General features: G+C 65.4%; 11 protein-coding genes. 2 read left to right on the plus strand and 9 right to left on the minus strand.

The annotated features are described in order from the left end of the window. Positions 1 to 21: 21 nt before the first annotated feature. Positions 22 to 2,025: a cyclic di-GMP phosphodiesterase gene (pdeR, locus tag P3T18_RS15825; RefSeq protein ID WP_429300852.1), complete on the minus strand. Its 2,004-nt coding sequence runs from the start codon at positions 2,023 to 2,025 to the stop codon at positions 22 to 24. Between the two features lie 250 nt (positions 2,026 to 2,275). Next, entirely contained in the window at positions 2,276 to 6,808 is a 4,533-nt protein-coding gene (locus P3T18_RS15830) for a DEAD/DEAH box helicase (protein ID WP_429300853.1), read from the minus strand. A 257-nt stretch (positions 6,809 to 7,065) separates the two neighbouring features. On the opposite strand from P3T18_RS15830, the gene P3T18_RS15835 reads away from it, so the two are divergent. Beyond that, the gene (locus tag P3T18_RS15835; RefSeq protein ID WP_429300854.1) at positions 7,066 to 8,115 is read left to right on the plus strand and encodes an aldo/keto reductase; all 1,050 of its coding nucleotides are present in this window, start codon (positions 7,066 to 7,068) and stop codon (positions 8,113 to 8,115) included. A 165-nt stretch (positions 8,116 to 8,280) separates the two neighbouring features. Here P3T18_RS15835 and P3T18_RS15840 read toward each other — a convergent pair whose 3' ends face one another. Further along, positions 8,281 to 8,631, minus strand: a complete 351-nt coding sequence (locus tag P3T18_RS15840) for a carboxymuconolactone decarboxylase family protein (RefSeq protein ID WP_429300855.1) — start codon at positions 8,629 to 8,631, stop codon at positions 8,281 to 8,283. A 114-nt stretch (positions 8,632 to 8,745) separates the two neighbouring features. On the opposite strand from P3T18_RS15840, the gene P3T18_RS15845 reads away from it, so the two are divergent. Beyond that, complete coding sequence (locus P3T18_RS15845) at positions 8,746 to 9,717, plus strand: cupin domain-containing protein (RefSeq protein WP_429300856.1); 972 nt, start codon at positions 8,746 to 8,748, stop codon at positions 9,715 to 9,717. Positions 9,718 to 9,761: 44 nt separating this feature from the next. Here the strand turns inward: P3T18_RS15845 and P3T18_RS15850 are convergent, their stop codons facing one another. From P3T18_RS15850 to P3T18_RS15875, 6 genes are all read right to left on the minus strand, one after another. Then, positions 9,762 to 10,331, minus strand: coding sequence for an FUSC family protein (locus P3T18_RS15850; protein ID WP_429300857.1), 570 nt, complete (start codon positions 10,329 to 10,331; stop codon positions 9,762 to 9,764). Positions 10,332 to 10,343: 12 nt separating this feature from the next. Then, positions 10,344 to 11,714, minus strand: coding sequence for an exopolysaccharide Pel transporter PelG (gene pelG, locus P3T18_RS15855; protein WP_429300858.1), 1,371 nt, complete (start codon positions 11,712 to 11,714; stop codon positions 10,344 to 10,346). Between the two features lie 20 nt (positions 11,715 to 11,734). Further along, positions 11,735 to 13,351: a GT4 family glycosyltransferase PelF gene (pelF, locus tag P3T18_RS15860; RefSeq protein WP_429300859.1), complete on the minus strand. Its 1,617-nt coding sequence runs from the start codon at positions 13,349 to 13,351 to the stop codon at positions 11,735 to 11,737. Between the two features lie 10 nt (positions 13,352 to 13,361). Next, entirely contained in the window at positions 13,362 to 14,558 is a 1,197-nt protein-coding gene (locus tag P3T18_RS15865) for a sugar ABC transporter permease (RefSeq protein ID WP_429300860.1), read from the minus strand. Next, complete coding sequence (locus P3T18_RS15870; RefSeq protein WP_429300861.1) at positions 14,542 to 16,023, minus strand: PelD GGDEF domain-containing protein; 1,482 nt, start codon at positions 16,021 to 16,023, stop codon at positions 14,542 to 14,544. Before P3T18_RS15870 ends, P3T18_RS15865 begins: the two co-directional genes overlap by 17 nt. Positions 16,024 to 16,096: 73 nt before the next feature. Further along, complete coding sequence (locus tag P3T18_RS15875) at positions 16,097 to 16,663, minus strand: penicillin-binding protein activator LpoB (protein ID WP_429300862.1); 567 nt, start codon at positions 16,661 to 16,663, stop codon at positions 16,097 to 16,099. Positions 16,664 to 16,750 lie beyond the last annotated feature (87 nt).

Consider the following 16,750-nt stretch of genomic DNA (forward strand, 5'->3'; position numbering starts at 1 on the left):
CACCACCCGCCGCACGGAAGCTCAGGCGATCAGTCTGAGCTTCTGCCTGTCCTGCAGCCAGCGTTCGAAATCCGCGGCCGGCATGGCCTGACCGTACAGGAATCCCTGCACGTATTCGACGCCCAGCCCCTTCATGAACACTTCTTCCGATTCGGTTTCGATGCCTTCGGCGACGACCTTGAAATCGAGTTCCTGCGCGACCGCCACCATCGAGCGCACGAGTGCCTGCGCCTTGGTGTCGGCGTTGATCGAGCGCACGAAGCTGCGGTCGAGCTTGATGACGTCGAGCGGAATGCGGCCGAGTTGCGAGAGCGACGAATAGCCGGTGCCGAAGTCGTCGAGATGCACTTGCGCGCCGAGCTGGCGGAACTGCTTGATGAGATCGATCGCGGCCGCTTCGTCTTCGATCAGGCAGCTTTCGGTGAGTTCGAGATCGATCAGACACGGGTCGAGGCTCGCCTGTTGCAGCGCCTCGTTGAAATGCCGCACCACGGCGGTGTCGACCAGTTGCCGCGCCGAGACGTTGATGGCAATGCGCAGGTTGTAGCCGTCCGCCTTCCATTTGGCGGCCTGCCGCGCGGCCGTTTCCATCACCCAGCGGCCGAGCACGCCGATCAGCCCGGATTCTTCCGCGTAACGGATGAATTCGTTGGGCATGATCTGCCCGCGTTCCGGCGAGTTCCAGCGCACCAGCGCCTCGGCGCCCTGCACGACGCCCGTGGCGAGCGCGAGCTTGGGCTGATAGTGCAGGGTGAGCTGGCCTTCTTCGAGGCCGCGGCGCAGGTTGGTGTCGAGCCACATGTACTCGGCCACCTTGCGGTTCATGTCCGGCGAGAACACGCGGTAGGTGCGCTTGCCTTCGTCTTTCGCGACGTACATCGCGGTGTCGGCCGAGCGGATCAGGGATTCGAGGCTGTCGCCGTGTTCCGGACAGACGGCAATACCGATCGAGCAGCCCGTGTACACCTCGACGAGTCCGACGCTGAACGGCGTGCGCAGCCGCTCCAGAATGCGTTGCGCGGTGGCTTCGAGTTCGTGCGCCGTGCCTTTGGCGGCCAGCACGATGAATTCGTCGCCGCCCAGGCGCGCGAGCGTGTCGCCTTCGTTCAGGCAGGCGCTGATGGTGGCCGAGACGTCGCGGATCAGGCGGTCGCCGAATACGTGGCCGTAGTGGTCGTTGACCTTCTTGAAGTTGTCGAGATCGAGAAACAGCACGCCGACCGTTTCGCCTTCCTGTGCCTCTTCGATGGCGGCGCGGATCCGGTCCTGGATCGCGTTGCGGTTGGCGAGGCCCGTGAGCGAGTCGGTGTTCGCCAGTTCGGTGAGGCGGTTTTGCGCCAGCCGTTCCTCGGTGATGTCCGTGCCGGAACAGATCAGGAATTGTTCTTCGACGCCGCTGCCGCTCTGCACGAACTTGTTGCGGAACAGGAACAGCCGTTCGCCGTGAATGGTTTTCACGCGGCGTTCGACTTCATACGACACGCCGCGATTGAAGAAGCCCGTGATGTTCTGACTCGACGCCGCGCCCGACTCCGTGCTCATGAAGAGCGCCCACACGTTGCGCCCGACGATGTCTTCTTCCTTGACGCCGGTGAGTTCTTCGGCGAGCCGGTTAAAGCGTTGAATGCGGCCATGCCGGTCGACGATCACCACCACCGAGTTGACTTCGGACACCACCTGCTCGGCAAACGAGAGACCGTGCATCAGATCGCGCGCGACGGATTCGGTGTCGTCATAAGCGGAGGCAGTGCCGGCCCACGTGCTGCCCGACAGTTTCTTGCCCACCAGATGCAGGCGCAGCGGTTCGCCGAACATGCGCACGTCGAGCACGACGTGCGAGGTGATGCCGGTGAGGCAGCGGATTTGCGCGGCCTGCTGGGGATTCAGCGGAATGGCGACGTTGGCGGGCGCGTCGCCGTTAACGGGCGTGAGTTCCAGCGCGTTGCTGTCGGTGGACAAACGCCAGCATGGGCTGCTAGTGCCAAACTGGGCAAAAAGCACCTGTTCGTGTTGGTCGTCGTTCATGTGATCCCCGGGCGGTGTATGCCGGTCATTCCGCATAGGCGGCGCCGGCAGACAGTCTTCATCAGACGTAAGACTGACCCCATTGTAGCGAAGCGGCCGGGGTTCTGGCTTATAAACATTAACGGTCCGAAAGCCTCAGGCTTTAGGGCTCCGCGCGGGTTTTCGATGAAAAAACCGCTTTTGCAATGGTTTCACGAGCGCGCGCCGTCGGCGTTGCCGCGTGCCGCATCATGAATCGCCTTGCCGCGATTCAGAAACGACGCGCGAGCAGGGCGCGCGCCTGCTCGCGCTGCGCCGGATTCGCTTCCACGTCGGGCTGAAACCAGAAGGCGCCCGCGACCAGCGTCGCCACCGCCACGCCATCGCGAAACAGCACGCGGTTGCCTGTGACAGCCGGCACTTTGTCGCCCACCAGCAAGGTGCCGACGAGGTTCAGCGGATCGGTGCCGGCCACGCAGATAAAAGCACTATCGTTCGCATGCCGACGTATTTCGCGCAGCACGGGAATCGCTTCCGGCAACGCAAACTGCTCGCCCGCCAGGCCGCTGACAAAGCGGCCGCCGCGCACGAGTCCGCGTGCTTCGAGCCGTTGATAAACCCGCAGCAGATCGCGCCATGGCGGCAGCCACGGTGCCTCGCGTTCGAGCAGGCGCCAGAACACCACGCCGTAGCGTCGCAGAAGGGTCAGCGCGACATGTTCGAGGACGTCGGGCGCGAGTTGCCGGCGCGGCTCGCGCGACGCGGCGGCGTTCGGTGCGGCTTCGGTCGCGACGGGTGCCGCGCTGCGACGGTTGACCAGCGCCCAGCGGCCGGCGTCGTCCATGCCGCCGATCAGCGCGCTCGAATTCGCGCGGGCGCGTCGACTGCCGGAAAACGCGTTGCGTTTTGCCACCGGTTTGAGCAGCGCGCGCAAGCCCGCGAAACTATCGGAATTCACGAGTCCCGCCGCGACGAGTTCGCCGAGGGCGTTCTCCAGTTCGATGCGCAGCACGTGCAATTCGCCCAGCAATTCGTCGAAGAACATCGCGCCGTGTTGCGACAGCGCGTCGTACACGCTCTGCGCGCGCGCCGACAGTTCCGCCGGTTTCGACGAATCGACCAGTGCGCTCCAGCTATTCACCTGACGCCGCGGCAGCAACACGACGGGCGTGCTGCGCACCGGTCCCGCCGAGCCGCGCGCGCGATCGGTCAGACGGGTCCAGACGATCTTGCCGGCGCGACATAGTTCGTCCAGCGAAGTGTTCGAATAAGCGCGGACCCGCGCGGGCAGAATGTCGTCTTCCCATGCGCCGGCCGCCGCCTGGAATCCTTCCATCTGATCGAGCACGGCGGCGAGCGCATCGCGTCCTTCGCTGCGGGTGTCGGGTGTCAGATGCTGCCAGGCGAACAGAAAGCGCATGAAATCGTGGCGCTCCACGGGTTCGATCTCGCGCCGCAAACGTTTCACGGTGTATCGATGTATGCGCGCGAGCAGATGGCGTTCGCACCATTCCTCTTCGTCGGCACCCGGCGTGAAGCGTCCACGCATCACGTAGCCTTCGCTTTCGAGACGCGTCAACGTTTGCGCGACCACCGTTGACGGCAGGTTCAGCGCATCGGCGATGGCGCGCACCGGCAACGGACCGAAGCCAGTGAGCCGCGCGCGCAGCACGTCGAGCAGCGCGTCGTCGGGGCTCCACGCGGCGGTGTAGCCCTTCGGCGCGGCGAGCGCCGGATCGAACGCCATGCCTGGATAAAGCGCGGCGAAACACTGCAGCCGTTCGACCGGCAGCCAGAGCGTCGTGTCGGGTGCCACGTTCAGGCGCGCCGCACGGCCCGCCTGCGCGAGCGCATCGAGCCAGGCGGGCCAGTCTGCCTGATCGCGCGCTTCGGCCGCCGTGATGCAGGCGAGACCGGTCAGCGCCTCGTGCATTTCGTCGACGTTGCGCGCTTGCGGCCAGGCTTCGTCGCGCACGCTGTCGATCGCGTCGGCGTCGAGCGCGCCGAGGTCGTCGGCGGAAGCGGGATCGGTCCAGCGACGGTTCAGCACGGCTTGCGTGCGACGCTCCTCGATCGGCGCGTCGTCGAGATAGGCGTAGGGCTTCGCGTTGAGGATTTCCGCGGCGAGCGGCGAGGGCGCGGGCAGATCGCGCGCCACCAGCGCGAGTTCGCCCCGCTCGATGCGGCGCAGCAGTGCGAGCCAGGTTTCGCTGTCCATCGCTTCGTGCAGACAGTCGTCGACCGTTTGGTCCACTAACGGATGGCTCGGCAGTTCGCGCTCGCCCACTACGTTTTCCAGACACGCCGCCTGTTCCGGAAACACGCTGGTCAGCAGATCTTCGCTGCGCATGCGCTGCAGTTGCGGCGCGGTTTTACGGCCGCCCGTATAACGCGGCAGACCCAGCGACGTCGTGGCGTTCCAGCGCCAGCGCACGCCGAACAGCGGCGAATCGAGCACGGCCTGGATGAGCAGATGTTCCGCGCTGTTCGAATGCAGGAAGCGCCAGACATCGTCGAGGACGAACGAATGGCTGCCGGTCAGCGAGAGCACGATCGCGTCTTCGGTGGCGGCCGCCTGCAATTCGAAATTGAAGGTGCGGCAGAAGCGCTTGCGTAGCGCGAGGCCCCACGCACGATTCACGCGGCTGCCGAAGGGCGCATGAATCACCAGTTGTGTGCCGCCGGATTCGTCGAAGAAACGCTCCATCACGAGCGTGTTTTGCGTCGGCAGCGCGCCGAGCGCGGCGCGGGCGCGCGCCAGATACTCGACGATCTGACGCGCCGCGGCTTCGTCGAGTCCGAGCGTGGCGACGAGCCAGCCGATCGTATCGTCGATGCGCGCGGCCATGGATGACGCCGGCTGCGCCGCGTCCGGATCTTCGTCGAGCCGATGCGCGATCTGCTCGCGCAAACGCGCCACGCCGAACGACAACTCGTCGCTGCGCCCCGGCGCTTCACCGAGCCAGAATGGGATGTTCGGCGGTTGACCTTGCGCATCTTCCACGCGCACCCGGCCGCTTTCGATACGCAGAATGCGATACGACGCGTTGCCGAGCTGGAACACGTCGCCCGCCAGACTTTCGACCGCGAAGTCTTCGTTCACCGAGCCGATATTGACCGCTTGCGGTTCCAGCACGACGGCGTAATCGGCGTTCTCGGGAATCGTGCCGCCCGAGGTCACGGCGACCAGTTTGCCGCCGCGCCGGCCGCGCAGCGTGCCGCTCACCACGTCGCGATGAAGGTACGCGCCGCGTGGACCGTGGCGGCTCGTATAGCCTTCGGCGAGCATGCGCAGCACGGCGTCGTATTGCTCGCGTTGCAGGCCGGCGTAGGGCGCGGCGCGGCACACCAGTTCGAACAACGCATCTTCGCGCCATTCGCGGCTCGACACCTCGGCCACGATCTGCTGCGCCAGCACGTCGAGCGGCGCGCGCGGCACGCGCAGCGCGTCGAGTTCGCCGCGCTGCACGCAGTCGAGCAGGGCCGCGCATTCGATCAGATCGTCGCGCGAGGTGGGAAAAAGCCGCCCCTTGGGCGTGCCGCCGACGTGGTGCCCCGATCGGCCCACGCGCTGCAGGAACGGCGCGATGGCGCGCGGCGAACCCATCTGGCAGACCAGATCGACGTCGCCGATATCGATACCGAGTTCGAGTGACGCCGTGGCGATCAGCACGCGCAATTCGCCGCGTTTCAGGCGCTGTTCCGCGTCGAAACGCTGTTCCTTCGCGAGGCTGCCATGGTGCGCGGCCACCGCTTCCTTGCCGAGCCGTTCGGTCAGATGACGCGCGGCACGCTCCGCCATGCGTCGCGTGTTGACGAAAATCAGCGTGGTGCGATGTTGCGCGACGAGTTCGGCGAGGCGGTCGTAGACACGTTCCCACACTTCGTTGGGCATGACCGCTTCGAGCGGGACGGGCGGAATCTCCAGCGCCAGATCGCGCGCGCGACTGTGGCCGACGTCCACGATCGCGCACGTCTCGGGTGCATCGAAGCCGATGCCGCTGTCGATGCCTGCGCCGCCCACCAGGAAACGCGCCACCGCGCTTATCGGCTTTTGTGTCGCGGAAAGGCCGATGCGGGGCAAACGGCGCTCGCACAAGGCGTCGAGCCGCTCGAGACTGAGGGCGAGATGGCTGCCGCGCTTGCTGCCGGCCAGCGCATGAATTTCGTCGACGATCACGGTGCGCACCGTGGCGAGCATGCGCCGTCCCGAGTCCGAACCGAGCAGCACGTAAAGCGATTCCGGCGTCGTCACGAGAATATGCGGCGCGCGCTTTTTCAGTGCGTTGCGCTCCTGCTGCGTGGTGTCGCCGGTCCGCACGGCCGTGCGAATTTCGACCTGCGGCAGACCGAGCGCCGCGAGTTCGGCGGCCACGCCTTGCAGCGGCAATTGCAGGTTCAGGCGAATGTCGTTCGAGAGCGCCTTGAGCGGCGAGACGTACAGCACCAGCGTTTCGTCGGGCAAGCTGCCGCCATTGGCGAGCCCTTGCTGCACGAGGTCGTCGAGCGCGGACAGGAACGCGGTGAGGGTCTTGCCCGAACCGGTGGGCGCCGCGACCAGCGTCGAGCGGCCGCGGCGGATGTGCGGCCACGCGGCGGCCTGAGCGCCGGTGGCCGTCGCGAAAGTCTTGCGGAACCAGTTCGCGACGGCGGGGTGGAAGCCGTCCAGAGCAGCCGACGTGTCCGGGCTTTGCGCCGGGCCGTCGCCGTGCTGCGGCCCTTGCTGCGCGCAGGTGCCGGCGGCCGCATGCGGCGCGGCGGAACTCGAAGACTGGGTCGTGGCCGAAGCCGTCACTGATCTCATACGCGCATAGATGGGGGCGTGGCGCGCCATATCCAGAGTCGCGCAGGACCTGCACGACAATCCGTGGGCAGAAGCCAGTTTCGCAGGTTTCGCGTCTGCCCGTCAGCGCCAGGGCGTTTAGCCGTTTGCCGGTTTCGTGCGCAAACGCGATGCCCTTACTAACCGTAAGCGGCACGCGGGGCTCGCTGCTCGAAGCGGCCAACTACAGTACTCTTTATGGCTCACCCGTCCACGAATCCACGATGGAGTTTCGAACGATGCGATACAACCAGTTGGGCCGTACCGGTGTGTTTGTTTCAGAGTTATGTCTAGGCACGATGACCTTCGGCGGCGGCGAAGGCATGTGGAAGCAGATCGGCGATCTGCAACAGGCGGACGCGGAACGGCTGATCGGCCGCTCGCTCGACGCCGGCATCAATTTCATCGACACCGCCGACGTCTACGCGGAAGGCCTGTCGGAGCAGATCACGGGTCAGGCGCTGAAGAATCTCAAGGTGCCGCGCGACAAGGTGGTGGTCGCCACCAAGGTGTTCGGTCCGATGGCCGACTTTCCGAACGCGCGCGGCGCTTCGCGTTATCACATCATCGAAGGCGTGAAGGCAAGCCTGAAGCGTTTGCAACTCGATCACGTCGACCTGTACCAGATCCACGGTTTCGATCCGGCCACGCCGATCGAGGAAACCGTGCGCGCACTCGATACGCTGGTGCAGCACGGCCACGTGCGTTATGTGGGCGTGTCGAACTGGGCTGCCTGGCAAATCGTCAAGGCGCTCGGTATTGCCGAGCGTCACGGTCTGGCGCGCTTCGAAACCCTGCAGGCGTATTACACGCTGGCGGGCCGCGACCTGGAGCGCGAACTCGTGCCCATGCTGCATTCGGAAGGGCTCGGTCTGATGGTGTGGAGTCCGCTCGCGGGCGGCCTGCTCAGCGGCAAGTACGGACGCGAGCAGCAGGGCGAAGCGGGCAGCCGCCGCACCACGTTCGATTTTCCGCCGGTGAATCGCGAGCGCGCGTACGACTGCATCGACGTGATGCGTGACATCGCCGAGGCGAAAAGCGTGTCGGTTGCGCAGATCGCGCTGGCCTGGCTGCTGCATCAGCGCGTCGTGACTTCGGTGATCGTCGGCGCAAAAAAGGTCGAGCAGCTCGACGACAACATCGCCGCAACCGGCGTGTCGCTCACCGCCGACGATCTGGCGAAGCTCGATCAGGTGAGCACGCTGCCGGCCGAATATCCTGGCTGGATGCTGGCGCGCCAGGGCGAGGGACGTCGCAAACAGCTGGAAGAAGCGCGCTTTGCGAAGTAAGTGAGTCGGACGGCGGGGCTCGGCATAAGCGGCAAGCCGCGCGCCCGGCCGGTCGACCGAATTCTCCGTCCGAACTGGCCAGCCTAAAAACCTTCGGGCCAGCCAGTTGACGCGCCGGCGGTTGTAGTCAACGTCAGTCAGCTATCAGCCGCCCCTCGGCCATCATCACGCGGCAGTCTGCGTGGTGTACGCGGCCACGGCGTCCATCGTGCGCGCCGAATACACCATTGCCGCGCCCGCGTTCATGGCGATGGCCACGCCCAGCGCTTCGGCGATTTCCTCGCGGGTCGCGCCGTGCTTGAGGGCTTCGGCGGTGTGGACGGTAATACAGCCGTCACAGCGCAGCGCGACGGCCACGGCCAGCGAAATCAGTTCGCGTGTTTTCGCGCCGAGCAGGTCGGCTTTCTGACCGGCGCCCGACATGGCCTGATACGCCTTGACGGTATCCGGCGACAGTTTTGCGATCTCGCCGATGCGGCCATAGAGTTCTTTACGGTAATCGATCCAGTTCAACATGACAGTGCTCCTTGTTTGCCGGGCGCCGCGGTTGCTTGCGCCATGGAGAAAGTATTGCGCTGTCGGCCGATATCCTGAATACTCGTTTTGCTCAACATTTAGCGCGATCGTCTCATGGATACGCTTAGCCGATTGATCGACCTGGCGCGCCCTCAAGGCAGCCTCGATTTGCGCTGCCTGCTCAAAGGCGGCTTCGATATCGACCACGCTCCGCTCGAAGCGGGCATTGCTCCGTTTCACCTCGTGCTGGACGGCACCTGTGTCGTCGAGACCACCGAAGGTACGCAGGTGCCGCTGCGGGCAGGCGACTTCATGCTGTTTCCGCGTGGCGCCGCGCACCGCATACGCGACGCGCAGCGCTCGACTCACGGGGCGTCGCTCACGCTAGGCCACGACGGCATGTTGCCGGTACGGCGCAACAGCGTCGACGCCGATCCGGCCGCCGCGAATTCCGCCGATGTCGACCTGCTGTGCGGCCGCTTCATTTACGCGCCGGGGTCGTCCGCGTTGCTGCTGAATGCGCTGCCCGATCCGTTCCACGTCTCGCTCGGCAGCAGCCACACGCTGGACGCGCTGCAAACGGTCATCGCGCTCATGCGCACGGAGTCAGAGCGGCGCTTGCCCGGTGCGCTCGCCATCGTCACGGCGCTCAGTCATGCCTTGTTCGCGATGGCGTTACGGGTGTACGGCGAGCAGAATGCCGCGGCGTCGGGCGTGCTTGCCTTGCTGGCCGACCCACGGCTCGGCGCGTCGGTGCAGGGCATGCTGTCGGCGCCCGAACACCCCTGGACCATCGCCGAACTCGGCGATCTCGCGGCCATGTCGCGCGCCACTTACGCGCGGCATTTCGGCGAACGCGCCGGCATGACCGTCATGGACTTTCTGACGCGCATCCGTATGACGATCGCCTGCGATCTGCTGCGCCGCACGCAGCGCAGTTCGGCGGAAATCGGCGAGGCGGTGGGGTATCAATCCGAAGCGGCGTTCGGCAAGGCGTTTCAGCAAAGTATCGGCGTGACGCCGGGACGTTACCGGCGCCAGCCGCAGGATACGAACGGGGACGACGAAGCGGGCAGCGTGAACTGACGCGCGCGGCGTCGCTATTCCGGCTGCGGCTGCGGCCGCGAGCCTCAGGCTTTCTCCGGCCGGCCCAGCCAGCGTTTTTCGATGCTCGCCATGATGAAGGTCACCAGCAGCGCGCAGATCGTGCCGAGGGTGACTTCGCCCAGACGCAACAGCGCGCGGTCCCATGGCGAACCGATGCCCGGCACCAGCAGCATGATGGTCGCCGTAATGCCGCCGAGCCGCGCGGCGCTGCCCACGTTGACCGTCCAGCATACGAGGATCGCCGCGGCGACGGTCGCCGCGTAGGCCGCGAAATGGCCCGCGCCGAACGCGGCGCCGACCAGCCCGCAGATCGCGCCCACCATCGCGCCGATAAACTGGTCGCGCGACAGATTGCGGGTGTCGATATAGCTGTGCTGGCTGACGGCAATCGCGGTAATCGCCGCCCAGAAAGCCTGCTCGGCATGCAGCCAGTGGCCGATGCCGAACGCGAGGCTGGCGCCCGCCACGGCCTGCACGGCCATGACGCTACCTTCGATCAGCCTGTCGCCGAGCGGCAGCGCCTTGAGAAAAGCAAACAGCGAATTGGCCGCATTGGCCCGTGCCGTGCGTTCGGAATCGGTCGGTAAGCTCATCGGGGAGAGACGCTATTGCAACATGAAGGTCTCGTATTCTAGCGACTCCAGTTTGCGGTCGAGCAGATACAGGCTTGCCAGCACCACCACCAGCAGCGAGCCCGCGAAGCCGTAGCCGTAAAACGCCGGATTCAGCGCCAGCGTGATCGCCGTGAAGATCACGTTGAGCAGCACGAAGCCCGCGACGAGACACAGCACGATCTTGCGCTTGTCGAGATAGAAGAACACGTTGATCGTGCCCATGAACACCACCTGCATGCTGGCCGCGATCACGTCGATATACAGCAGCGGCAGATAGAGCGTCGAAATCTTCAGCCACGAGAGCAGCACCGTGCCGGCCGCGAACAGCATCATCGCGGCGATGGTCTGCACCTTGATGATTTCCCAGATGCCGTTGCGCAGCGCTTCCACCATCGCATTGCGCATGCGTTCGATGTGTTGCAGCGACGCGCCTTCGCGCACGGCATCGTAATAGGCGTCGTAGTACTCGACGAAATCCGTTTCGATACGCATCAGGAACACCGCCATGCCGGGAATGATCGCGAGGTAAGCGAGAAACACGGGGATGTCGTAGATGAGCGATGCGCGCAGCGGTCCGATCACCGGTTGCCCCGTACCCGGCGAATACCAGAACATGAATTTGTCGACCCAGATCGCGAGGTTGTAGAGCAGGCCGGTCAGCATCAGCGAAGGGTAGCGGTACTGCTTCCAGAACACTTCGAACGAGATGAAATGATCGCTGCGGTAATCGCGGTAGATCAGCGAAAGCAGGCCGACCAGCAGGATCGTCTGGCCGCTCACGAAGCCGGAGAGCAGACCCGTCAGACCGAAGCGATTGAGCGCGAGCGCGGCGCACGTGGTGAAGCTGTAGCCGATGAAAAACACCACGATGATCGACACATACTGTTTCATGCCGGACAGAAAGATCGTCGCGATCCAGATGTTGCTCATCACCACGAAGCCCGCGAGCATCAACAGCCGGTACGCCACGGTCTGCTGCGGAAACAGCAGCACCACGGCGAGCGCGCCGAGCACTGCGGCGGCCACCGTCACCACGAACACGACGGCGTGATAATTCGGCAGGACGAGGTCGTCGCGTTTTTCGAACAGCCGATCCGACGTGAAGCGCGTATAGGCGAGTTGCAGCGGACCGGTGAGTATCAGCGAGAGCGAAATCAGATACGTGACCGACACCTGGAATTGCGTGATGAGGCCGGTCGGCAGAACGAAGGGCAGACTCAGCACGCCGATCAGCAGAATGCCGACGATCGACAGCACCCACGGCCCGGCGCCGATCAATCCCGCGTACGTGTAGGCCTGCATCAAGCCCAGCAGCGTATTGCGGCGGAGCATCTTGCGCAGTTCGAATCCGATTCCGGCCATGATGGCTGTTCCGTGTGAGTTCAGTGCGCGAGCGACGCGAACGCCTGATGCGGCGCATCCGGCTCGGCGATATCCGCCTGCGCGGTGAGCCGCGCATACAACTCGCGATACGAGCCGACCATCTGATCCTGCGTGTAAAAGCGTTCCACGCGCTTGATGCCGGCCTGCTGCGCGGCGTACCAGTTCTTTTCGTCGAGCAGATCGAGCGCGGCTTCGGCGAGCGCGCGCGGATCGGCGATCTGCACCACGCGGCCGGCCGTGCCGAGCGCCGCGTCTTCGCCTTCCAGTCCTTCGATCAGCTGACGGCAGGAGCCCACATCGGTGGTGACCGACGGCACGCCCGCCGCGAAACCTTCGAGCACCACGAGCGGCAGCGCTTCGGAAATCGAACTCAGGATCAGCACGCCGCATTTGGGCAGCAACTCGTCGATCTTCTGGAAACCCAGAAACTTCACTTTCTCCTGCAAACCCAGACTCTCGACGAGCGCGCGGCATTCGTTCGCGTACGACTCGTCTTCGTCTTCGGGACCGGCGATCCATGCTTCGGCCTCGGGCATCTGACGCACCACGGTCAGCATCGCGCGGATAAACGTCTTGATGTCCTTGATCGGCACCACGCGACCGATCAGACAGAGCGTTTTCGGCACCTGTGCGGCACGTTGCGCGCGCAGCGGCGCGAGACGCGGCAGATTCACGCCGTTCGGAATGTTGGCGGTCTTGTGTTCGGGCGCGCCGTCGATGATCTGGCGGCGGCGATTGCCTTCATAGAGCGCGATGATGTCTTCGGCCGCGTCGTAGCACACATGCCCGAGCGTTTCGAAGAAACGCACCCACAGGTCGCGGAAATAGCCGATCTGCGAGACGTCGCGCTCGAAGATGCTGCGGTTATCGCGAATCCACTGGCTCTGGAACAGGTCGATCTTGCGTTCCTTCGTGTAGATGCCGTGTTCCGAAACCAGCAGAGGGCGGCCGTTGCGGTAGCGCAGCAGCGCGCCCAGAAAACCCGCGTAGCCCGTCGACACCGTATGGAACATCTTCACCTTGGGCAGTCCCTCGGCAATGCGCGCGAGTTGCCAGAGCGGCTTGTGCATGATCCGCACGGTCCAGAAGTAATCGACGAAAGAAGGATCGGTGCAGAACTGGCGGTACTGGTCGGTGAGGTACGCCCACGATTCCTTCGAATACAGGAACGCTTCTTCGCCGAGTGCGCCGCCGGGCCGCAGGTCGTCGAGCATGTCCTTGAGCATGCGCCCGGCGGCCTGACGCATGGCGGGATTGCGCAGCTTGTCGTGCATCTGCGCGGCCTGCATGAAGGCGGCGGGGTCGCCCGCATGCTGCTGGATCATCGGCGGCGGCGCGAAATCGTAGAGATAGTGATTCTCCAGATGCACCACGTTATCGGGCAGCGCATACGACATCTTCGGATAATCCTGCGGACGGCTGCCGAGAAAACACAGCGCGAACGTGTACTCCGGAAATGCCCGGATGATCTGGTTGACCCAGCTCGACACACCGCCGCTCACGTACGGAAAGGTGCCTTCGAGCAGCAGTCCGATGTCGGCTTGTGCGGCGCGCGGCAACTGCGGCGCGCGCGCAGCGGATGACGAAGACGAAGCCGCGCTGTTCGATGCTTTCATGTGCGAAGTCTCATTGAGTTGCGCGCCGCGCGTCCGGCGAGGCATGGGCCTGCCAGAAGCTGAGGACGGCATGCATGGTCGAGCTGCCCGAGCGCCGGTCGATTTCGCCGAGCAGACGACGCACGCGCGCGAAATTGCGCCGCAGATAGGCGGCTTCGGCGAGATACGGCAGCATGCGTTCGCGCGGGAAGCCGCAGTCGATGGCCCGTTGCAGCATCGTGTCGGCGGCGTCGAGGTCGCGCCGGTCGAGCGCGAGGCGGCCTCGCAAACGCCATAGCGAAGCGTCGTCGGGATCGGCGGCGAGCGCGGCGGCGGCATAGCCGTCGGCCTGGTCGGCGGCGTTGCGATAGACGTCGCCGGTCACGAGATGCTCGTAGATCAGTTCGCTGTACAACTCGGCCAGCCGCTTGTTGGCGCGGCGGCGGTCGGCGTCGTTCAGTTCGGGATGCAGCTTCCGGTCGAGTCGCGGGCGCTGCTGGAGAATCTGCTGGGTCAGCAGCTTCTCGCGGTTATCGAGAATGCCGTAAGCGAGCAGGCGGATGTCGTCGAGCGGATCGGCGAGCATGCCTTGCAGCAACGGCGACACGGTACGCGCTGGCATCGATTGCATTGCCAGCAGCGCGGTCATGCGAAACGCGGTGCCGGCGTCGGCATTCTGCAATTCGGCTTTCAGGCGCGCGCCGCGTCCATACGACACATTGCCGATCAGATTGGCGGCGAATTCGGGTTCGTCGATCTGCGTGACCGGCAAACGCTCGGGCGGCTTCGGCAGAATGCGGGCGATGACGAGCGCGCCGAGCGTGCAGGCGATGCCGCCGAGCGGCACCGCGAAATTGAGGAACCACAGCGCCGCAAGCAGGCCTTTGCGCGGCTGGTGGTAGCGCGGCGGCATGGCCCGCGCGATGGCGAGCGAGATCAGCAACGCGGCCAGCGCCTGTAGCGCGAGACACATCAGCAGGATGTGCGTGTTCGACTGACCGGCGGCGAGCGGCGCTTCGTCCGCGGGTCCGCCGAGCCACTGCGCGGAAGTATCCGGCGCGCCGTGCGTGGCGAGCATGAATACGCCGAGCTGCAAGACGAGGCCGCACAGCCCCGACAGGGCAGCGAGCACGGTGAGCGCGGCGCCGCTGCGGGGCGGTCGGTGCGCCGGCGGCGTGTCCCGCTCCGGCAGACCGGGTGTCTCAGGTGTGTCAGGCGTGGCGGGCATCGCAGCGCTCCAGCAAACGCCGCAACGCGGCAACCGGGTCGTCGTCGGCGATCACCATGGCGTGCACGGCGATGCGCGCGGATTCGAAATCCACGCCGTACTGGGCGCGCAGGTTGTCTTCGATCCGAAGCAGATAGCCGTCGATCGAGCCTTCGCCGGACAGCGGCATCAAGGTCAGAATCACGCGATGCTGCGAGTCGCCGCGCGCCCATTGCACGTCGAGCGCGCGCCGCGTGCGCAGCACGTGTTCGTACCACGTGGTGCTGACTTCGCGGCCGTCGAACACCAGCGCGACCATCGACGACTGCACCCGCGTGTCGCGGTACATGTGCACGAGCCGTGCGTAGTCGAGCGCGAAATCGTAGGGGCAATCGGGAAACGCGTCGATCGTGTCGCGCGTGACCGTGGCGTGCCGCACGCCGTCGGCGTAGTAGTTGCACAGCACCAGCAGGAATTGCAGGTTGTCGCGCGTCAGGGCGAGAAACGGCATGCGTTCGATCACCAGCAGTCCGACCGGCTCCTTCAGCGCATCCACCAGCGGCACGCAGGCGAGATAGCGGCTCGGCGAGCCGGCCTGCTGCGTGGCGGACTCGATGTGCACGAGGCTGCGCGCTTCGAGCGCTTCGAGCACGAGCGGGTCGCCGGCGTCGAGATCGAAGGCCGTGCCGATCCACGCGGCGGCTTCCGGATGCGGCTTGCCGTCGCGCCACGCATAAAGACGCGCACATTCGAGCTGGCAGGCCTGCGCGGCAGTGTCGAGAAACTGCTGCGCGCCTCGCAGATCGACCACGCCACGCTGCGCATTGCCCGGCTCCTGAGCGATCGTCACGGCGCGCATGCGTGCAAGCGAATCGCGCAAGGTGGCGGGGCGGCCGAGCAGGTCCTGTTCGAGACGTTCGTGCGACAGCCGCAGCAGGAACTGGTTGCGCGTGAGAATGGAGAGCCGCTCGGCGAGGTAGTCGTTGGCCATGCGCGCCTGGCCGAGCCGCGTGATCCACACGTCGCCGAACTGGCCGCACAGCAGCGTGAAAACGAAGCCGCCGAAAAAGAAGCCGACCGGAAACGGCTGCACCTGCGGTAGCGGATCGACGAGCGTGTGCGCAATCGAGCCGAGCGCGGAAGGATCGGCGCCCGGATAGAGCACGTACCACGCAGCCAGCAAAATCAGCCCGGAAAACGCACCCGCAATCGAACCATAACGCAGCGCTAGCACGATCGGCACGATCCAGATCCACACGAAGCCGACGTGAATCAGCAGCGGATTCTGCGGGCGGAACAGCCAGCACAGGGCGATCGCCAGCAGCGTGGCGAGGATCGACTCGACCGTGGTGATGGCGCGCCGGTATACCGAGCCGCGCGGCGGCGCGATCAGTCTGGCCCACAGCGAGCCGCCGCCGACGCTTTGCGCCTGGCGGCGCTTGAGCCGGGCGCGGGGCGCGAATTGATCCGGGGCGCGCGTGTTCATGGCGATGGCTTCCTGGTATCGGTTAGGTTCGCATGGGTCGACGTGGGTGCCTGCAGGTGCGGCGCGGGTAGTTTCAGCGTGCCAGCGGACTCAGCAGATCGCGCTCGAGTTTCTGCGCGACCCCGGAAACCGCGTCGCGGCTCCAGCCGGTGCGGCTGCCGCTGCCGGTCCACACCACCTTGCCGCTCTGCACGTCGAGCACCTGCAACGTGAGGCCGACGGCCGGTTCGCCGTCCACGCCGACCTTGTAGCGCCATTCGTTGACCGCGCCGGTGAGCGCGTAATGCGCGTTCTGCTGGCGAGCCCAGTTCAGCGCATTCTGCTGCGCGTCGGGTTTCGCGGGATCGAACAGCGTTTCGTCGTCGGCGCTGGCGGGATAGCGCGCGAGGTTCGCGTAGCCGTAGGTGGCGAGCAGACTCTGCGCGATCGACGCCGCGCGCTGGCCCGCCTGCGGCGTTTCGGTGTTGTTGGCGATCGGCAGGATCGCCCAGGTGTCGCTCTTCGAGAAGGCGGGTGCCGCGCTGCGGTCGATCACCGAGCAGCCGGCGGCCAGCGTGGCGAGCGCCGTGCCGAGCACGATCGACAACACGGCGCTGCGTCCACGGGCCGCGGCGGTTCGAAATTGATTCGCTTGCTCCATCTTGCTCTCCCAGTCGGACATTCGTTCAGACTTGTGTCGTTCAGGCTCGTGTCGTGCCATTGCTTTCATGCCGCTTTTTTCAGGCGG

Source organism: Paraburkholderia sp. GAS199 (assembly GCF_050436585.1).
Classification (GTDB): domain Bacteria; phylum Pseudomonadota; class Gammaproteobacteria; order Burkholderiales; family Burkholderiaceae; genus Paraburkholderia.

Bases quoted from the DNA above. Each gene is read 5' to 3' on its own strand.
- P3T18_RS15835 (WP_429300854.1), top strand. From the start codon at position 7,066: ATGCGATACAACCAGTTGGGCCGTACCGGTGTGTTTGTTTCAGAGTTA.
- P3T18_RS15830 (WP_429300853.1), bottom strand. From the start codon at position 6,808: ATGAGATCAGTGACGGCTTCGGCCACGACCCAGTCTTCGAGTTCCGCC.
- pelF (WP_429300859.1), bottom strand. From the start codon at position 13,351: ATGAAAGCATCGAACAGCGCGGCTTCGTCTTCGTCATCCGCTGCGCGC.
- pdeR (WP_429300852.1), bottom strand. From the start codon at position 2,025: ATGAACGACGACCAACACGAACAGGTGCTTTTTGCCCAGTTTGGCACT.
- P3T18_RS15850 (WP_429300857.1), bottom strand. From the start codon at position 10,331: ATGAGCTTACCGACCGATTCCGAACGCACGGCACGGGCCAATGCGGCC.
- P3T18_RS15870 (WP_429300861.1), bottom strand. From the start codon at position 16,023: ATGAACACGCGCGCCCCGGATCAATTCGCGCCCCGCGCCCGGCTCAAG.
- P3T18_RS15865 (WP_429300860.1), bottom strand. From the start codon at position 14,558: ATGCCCGCCACGCCTGACACACCTGAGACACCCGGTCTGCCGGAGCGG.
- P3T18_RS15845 (WP_429300856.1), top strand. From the start codon at position 8,746: ATGGATACGCTTAGCCGATTGATCGACCTGGCGCGCCCTCAAGGCAGC.
- P3T18_RS15840 (WP_429300855.1), bottom strand. From the start codon at position 8,631: ATGTTGAACTGGATCGATTACCGTAAAGAACTCTATGGCCGCATCGGC.
- pelG (WP_429300858.1), bottom strand. From the start codon at position 11,714: ATGGCCGGAATCGGATTCGAACTGCGCAAGATGCTCCGCCGCAATACG.
- P3T18_RS15875 (WP_429300862.1), bottom strand. From the start codon at position 16,663: ATGGAGCAAGCGAATCAATTTCGAACCGCCGCGGCCCGTGGACGCAGC.